This window comes from Paenirhodobacter sp. (assembly GCF_041916475.1).
GTDB lineage: Bacteria > Pseudomonadota > Alphaproteobacteria > Rhodobacterales > Rhodobacteraceae > Rhodobacter.
This window is the reverse complement of record NZ_JAYRZN010000076.1, coordinates 1-6,195: the sequence shown is the minus strand read 5'-3', so window position 1 is coordinate 6,195 and position 6,195 is coordinate 1. Positions and strand designations below refer to the sequence as shown.

Genomic DNA, 6,195 nt, shown 5'->3' with positions numbered 1-6,195 from the left:
GAACACATTCTTCGCCAGATCGAGCCCGACCGTGATAATCTCCGACATGACCGTCCTCCTTTGTGGATCATCGCAGACCCACCTTGGCACAGAGATGCCGTCGGGGGGCGGTCACATCATCAGAGCCGATCGACGGCATTGGCGGCGCTCACACGGCCCTGACGCTGGCATTCCGCGCAGAGCGGGTGCCGGGCGAGAAACATCTGCCGCGCACGCTGCCAGCGGGCGGACTTGTAGAGCGCCCTGACCGCGGGGTCGCGGTTACGGTCAGCATCGCGGTCGCGTTCACGCTTGTCGCGTCGCCCCACCGGGCGATGGATCGGCGGGCGCACAGGCATGGGGCCTCGCGAAATGGATGGAATGGGTGTGGGAACGATCGGTGGCGCTCATGGCGCTCTTCTCCCGATCATGCCCTGCTTGTAGCACGGATCTGTTGCATGTGTCGAACAGAAAAGTGTTGCAACACTTTGGACTCGTTCACGCATTCAGCCGCGCAGCGATCTTCGTGAGCGCCAGCTGCCAGCGCCGCCAGGCGGTGGTCCGGTCGCAGCCCATCTCGCCCGCGATCTGCTTCCACGGCACCCGTGCCGCGCGGGACCAGACCAGCCGCCGCTCGGCCTCCTCGATCCACAGCACCCAGTCGAAGGTCTGCTCGAGCCGGGTGATGGCTGCCGCCGAAGGCCAGACGCGCATCGGCTCCGGTTCCATGGCGGCGATCTCGCGGGGGCTGCGCAGTACCTGCGGCCAGCCGCTGAAATGCCCCCGTGCCTTCACCGCCGGCAGCTTGCGCAGGGTGCGGAACGCCTCCTCGAAATGATCGGCCACGTCATCGGCGGTCCAGGACTCGTGCTGCGTCATGCGACACCCCCGTTCGTCTCGATCGCCCAGAGCAGGATGGCGATGGCATCGGCCTCGTTGTCATCCGCGGGACTGAAGCCACGGGCGCGGGCCGCATCGATCATCGCCTGCTTCGGCGCATTGCCCTTGCCGGTGGCGTGGCGCTTGATGGTGCCGACCGGCACGCCCGCATAGGGCACACCGCGCAGTTCCGCACATGCGGTCAGCGTCGCCATCAGCCCGCCATAGACATGGGCGGCATCGGTGCCGGCGTGGCGGCGCACCTCCTCGAACCAGATCGCCGCGATGGGCCCGGACAGTCGGTCAATCTCGCTCAGCCAGTTTGTGAGCCTCAGATACCGCATGCCACCGCCGTCGAAGCGACCAGGGCGGAACGACACGGTACCGCTCGTGATCAGACCGTCATGGCCATGCAGCGCCCACCCGGTGGTGGTGCCGAGGTCGAGCGCGAGGATGGTCCGGGCGGCAAGAGTTGGGTCAGCCATAGGGCGCTCCTCTTCGAATTGGGTGGTGGGGGTGGAAAGCGGTCACGTTGTCGAGGCAGCGCCCATGCCCAGAGTTCGGTCCGAGAAAAATGCCCAGGGGTGGGTGGTGGACCTCCCCGCCTTGCGGGGGGAGTCCACCCACCCCTTTAGGGGTACTTGGTGCCAAATCTGAAATCTGGCATAAGCCACTGGAATCACGTTGATAATCCAGACCTGTCTCCAGATTTGGCAAGGCTGCCAGCCAAATCTGGATTTCACCTGTCAAGCCATTGAAGATGAGGGATAAAAGCCAGATTTCAGATTTGTAGCAGATTTCAGATTTGGCAAAATCTGGCCAGATTTGGCACCTGAGACCCCAGATTTTGCACACGGTTTCGGACGGAAAACTCATGGATCCTTGCCCTCCGCATAGACCCATACAGCGGGGTTTTCGACCGGCAGGACGGCCCCCGTCTGGGGGCATTTGTAGTGGCTGGGTAGGATCTGGATGGCCTTAGGCAGGACCTCGCCCGTCTCGCTATCGATTGCCTCCTCGCCGGTCACGAGGACCATTTCCTCGACGCAGAGATAGCCATACTTGCTGCGGTCGGATGGCAGCCCGAGGGCGCTTGCGGCTTGGCCTTTCACGAATTTTACGACGCCCTTGGTGGTCAGCACGTTCAGCCGATCGCGGATGCCTGCGGCGCCGCTGAGCCCCGCCTTGTTCTCGAAGGCCTCGGCGAACTGGGTCATGGTGTAGATCTTGCCCTTCAGGGCTTCGTCCATGAGGATGGTGACAATCACCTCGCCTTTTCGGGCGCGCTCCGCGTCGTGCCGTGCTCCAAGATCGGCCCGCACCAGACGCTCGTTCATTGGGTTGATCTCGACCCATTGGCCGCCGACCTTGTCGATCACCTTTGGCGGCAACGCGGGGCCATTGCGCAGCTCGATCTCCAGCTTTCGTTGCGAGCAATCCTCGTCGGGCCGGTGCAGGATCAGGCCGGAGGTGTAGAACCCGCGCAGCGCGCTGGCGCCGGAGAGCGCGAGGAAGGGATCGTCCTTTACCTGCTGCTTGCTGAGCTTCTTGGTGTGATGGATCAGGATGACCCCGCAATCGGGGTCGATATGGTCGCGCAAAACCTCGACCCGTTCCTTCAGGAAGAACATCATGGCGGTGTTGTCGTTCTCGCCACCGCCATCGGGCCCGCCGTCGAACAGGTTCCGGATCGGATCGATGCAGAGGATGTCCACCGGTGCCTCCGGAAACGCCGTCTGAACGGCGCGGGCAACCTGAACGCTGCCCTCATTGTCGAGCAGCATCTTGAGTTTCGGCGTGGCGACGAAGGTGTCGCGTGCGGCGGCCAACACCTCTGGCGGCAGGGCGATCTGCTTCAGCCGTTCCCGCAGATAGTGATATTGGATCTCGGCCTGCAGGTAGAAAATGCGCAGGGGCCGTGGCGGCGTGAACCCGAGGAACGGCACACCGGCGGCCATGTGGACGAGCCAGGAGATCAACAGGTCGCTCTTGCCCACCTTCGGCGCGCCACCGAGCACCAGCAGCCCGCCCGGCGTCAGCACCCGCGGTGCGATGATGTCCTCCGGCATCGGGCTCTGGTCGTCCAGCAGCGCGCCCAGCGTGAATGCGGGCATCTCGGCCGGTCCCGGTGCGCCGGACTCCAGCCGGATCAACGGCGGTCCGTATTTCTCGACATGCCGGTTCCAGAGCCGCTCGGACTCGCGCTTCAACCGTTCGACCGGCCACTGCGGCCGCAGCATGGCGGCGTTGTAGCCACAGATGCCCTCCCAGCCCTCATCCTTAGTCATCCGGCCCTCGTGGACCATGCGGATGAAATGGCCGATCGCGGCCGACGCACCTTCGAAGCGGGACCAATCGTCCTGCGCCCCCTCGCGCACCGGGGTCACCAGAACATCGTCCATCGCGGGCTTGTCGGGGTGGGAGAACTCAGGCTGCATGGACACGCCGGGCGCGGGTGGCATGTCAGTGACCGCTTCGATGAACTCGGCCAGATCACGCTCGCGGTCGGCGTTCATCTCGACAATCCGCACCTGCGTCTTGAGACTGTTCTTGTAATAGACGCTGCCTGCCACCCGGATCGGCTGGTGTGCGGAACGAAAATGCATGTCGCCACCGACCTTGGCCGCGATGTCGCCGCGCAGACGGCAGACACGGGCGATGTCGTCGCCCTCAGCGGGCTCGGTCAGCGTCCACCAGATGTGCGCTTTGCGCTGACCCTCCGGTGTCACACCGCCGCTTTCCACTACCATGGTCGGCGCGCCAAGATGGCGCTCCATATGGGCCCGCTTGGCGGCAATGTCGCCGGTATCGAGATCAACGACGACGGTCTGCATCTGCAGGATTTCTGCCGCCTTGGCCTGACCGGGCGCGGCCACGGTGCCGGGGATCACGTAGACCGCTGCGCCTTCGCGCGAGGCCCATGTGGCGAAGGTCGACATCTTTTCAGGCGCGGCCTGATCCGCCTCCAGCCAGATGTTGTGCGGGCGGCCATCGATGCCCTGACCCTTGTCGATGAAACTTCGGACCGGGATCAGCCCGTCGCAGTAACCAAAGACCACCTGCATGAACTGCGCAATCTGCTCGGGATCCGGCTCGTCGCCGAACACGTCGACCTGCGGGGCGGCGTCGTTGAAGTCGCGCCACGGATTGAAGTGCACGATGTTTTTCTTGGGGGTGTCGGGCGTCGTGTCGTCGCGCATGGGTGTGTCCTGATCGGGATCTGATGGATTGGTGGGCTCGTCAGTCATGCCGCCAGCCCCCAGCACCGCTCGGCATGGGCGCAGAACCGGCATTCGAAGAAATCCCGATTGGCGGCGATGCGAGGCAACAGCTCACCCGCGTCCGTGGCCTGCAGGATCCGCACGGCGCGATCAGACATGCGCTGCGCGAGATCGGCATCGAAGGGGACGAGCTCATGGTGCAGCTCGGCGGTGTCCTTGTTGATCGCGGTGAACAGCGCCGGTGCGGCCGATATTCCCGGCACCGAAGGCTCCATATAGGCCTGGTAGATCGCGATCTGGGCGGCATAGACGGGCTTGGAGACGGCGACCCCGCCCTTGACGCAGGCCCGCCAGTTCTTCGCGTTCATCGTCTTGCATTCCCAGAGCGCCGGGGTGCGGAGACCGAGCGCGGCCGGTGCCGCCGCGATGACCCCGTCGACATGGCCACGGATGCGACCGCCCGCGACAGAGAAGCCGAACTGTTCGCCATCGGGGCGGTTGCCCTTGCGGGTGTAGAGGTCCAGCCCGGCCGCCCGCAGCCAGCGGATCGCCAGATCCTCGAGCTGGTGACCGATCTCGAAGATCCGCAGAGTCTGCCCGCCGAAGTCCGAGCCCTCGTCCTTGGGCGCGCCTGCGAACTCGAACTGCAACGCGCGTTCGCAGGCATGTCCCAGACGGGACGCGCCGAGATAGGTCCGGGGCGGCGTGGCCTCCCGCTCGGCGATCAGCGCGGCGTCGACCAGCGCGTTGATCCGCTCGGCCATGGAGGGGCGCGGGTTGAAATCCAGCATCAGAACGGCACCTCGCTCCTGGCGGCGATGCGCGACATCTCGGCGCCATAGCCCTCCAGAACCTCCTCGATCAGCGCGGTGACCTCTGTCGCATCCAGATCCCGTAGCCGCTTGTCCCAGCCGATCTCGTCCATGGTCGTGCCGAGCCGCTTCATCACCATCGCTATGGCGAGGCGTTCTTCATCAGTGGTTCCCTGCATGGTCAGTCCTTTCCGGTGGCGGGCCGCGAAGAACGCCTGGCAGTGCATCGAGCAAAACCAGCGGTGTTCGCGGGGGCGGGGTCTGTTGGGGTTGAAGAAACCGAAGCCGCGCGCGGGGCGCAGACAGACGGCGCAAGGCTTGAGGCGCGGGTGCCAGAGCCGAATACGCTTCGGGCAATCCGCAGGCGCTGCGGGCGGGGATGGGACTTGCGCGACATGATTCACGCCGCCCTCCGCTCGGGCTCGGCCGCCGTGACGAGGCGCCGGATGTCGCGCTTGTTGAACTGGAACGAGATCAGCGCGGAGGCGCGATAGCGCGTCAGGCCGTAATCGCGCCGGAACTCGGGGGGCAGGCAGTTCAGCTGCTTCTCCGTCGCGTCCTGCTTCAGCCAGCCCTTCGACTTGAAGGCGCTCTCGTCGGTCTCATGCTCGTTCAGCCAGTCGTCGGCCTGCGCGAGACAGACGATGCGCTCGCCCACGCTCAGGAGCCGCGTCGCCTTGCCCTTGGCGCCCCCGACCGCGTGCCAGCGGCCCTCGAGGAAGAACACGCCGCCCCAGGCGTGAAAGCCGTTGGCCATCAGCGCGGCGTCGTCGCCGAACAGGTCCACCCACGCGAAACTCGATCGCTCGAGAAGATCGAGCTCGGTCATGACGAAGCTGTCGATTGGCTCCGCGCCTTCGCGCGGCAGTTCGCACCCGCAGATCGGGCATTCGGTGACCGCGATCGGGATCTCGGCCTTGCATTCCGGGCAGAGTTTCGTCGGCGCTTCCCCCGGCGTCGGGACCCGCCCGTCGAGATCGACATCCTGCTCCAGCGTTCCGTGCGTGAGGCTCGACGTCCCGAAATCCAGCACGACGCAGTCGGTCTTCACGATGCCGGGATGTTCCTCGGGATCGACGGTGCGCAGGCCGCGCCCGACCATCTGGATCATGGTGGACTTGTAGGAGCTGGGGCGAAGCAGCACGACGCAGGAAGTGGGCGGATGGTCCCAGCCCTCCGTCAGCACCGCCACGTTGACGATGACGTGGATGTCGCCCGCCTCGTAGTCGGCGAGGATCGCCTTGCGGGTCTCGGCCGCCAGATCGCCGTGGATCAGCGCGGCGGAAACGCCAGCTGCCCTGAAC

At 65.3% G+C, this 6,195-nt stretch carries 6 protein-coding genes; all 6 read right to left on the bottom strand.

Translation table 11 applies throughout. From position 1 onward, the window contains the following. Window positions 1–477 precede the first annotated feature (477 nt). A complete protein-coding gene (locus ACOMG5_RS17460; protein ID WP_115754692.1) occupies window positions 478–858 on the bottom strand; it encodes a DUF6362 family protein in 381 nt (126 codons plus the stop codon). After that, window positions 855–1,343 carry a crossover junction endodeoxyribonuclease RuvC gene (locus ACOMG5_RS17455; RefSeq protein ID WP_420345059.1) on the bottom strand — a complete coding sequence of 163 codons (489 nt, stop codon included), beginning with the start codon at window positions 1,341–1,343 and terminating at the stop codon, window positions 855–857. Before ACOMG5_RS17455 ends, ACOMG5_RS17460 begins: the two co-directional genes overlap by 4 nt. 387 nt (window positions 1,344–1,730) lie before the next feature. Then, window positions 1,731–4,058 (bottom strand): AAA family ATPase, encoded by a 2,328-nt coding sequence (locus ACOMG5_RS17450; RefSeq protein ID WP_420345058.1) that lies wholly within the window; start codon window positions 4,056–4,058, stop codon window positions 1,731–1,733. Between the two features lie 44 nt (window positions 4,059–4,102). Further along, window positions 4,103–4,870, bottom strand: coding sequence for a hypothetical protein (locus tag ACOMG5_RS17445; RefSeq protein WP_420345057.1), 768 nt, complete (start codon window positions 4,868–4,870; stop codon window positions 4,103–4,105). Next, window positions 4,870–5,070 (bottom strand): DUF6511 domain-containing protein, encoded by a 201-nt coding sequence (locus ACOMG5_RS17440; protein WP_130989807.1) that lies wholly within the window; start codon window positions 5,068–5,070, stop codon window positions 4,870–4,872. Before ACOMG5_RS17440 ends, ACOMG5_RS17445 begins: the two co-directional genes overlap by 1 nt. Window positions 5,071–5,291: 221 nt before the next feature. Then, on the bottom strand, window positions 5,292–6,195 hold a 904-nt coding region (locus ACOMG5_RS17435), incomplete at its 5' end, for a helicase-related protein (protein ID WP_420345056.1).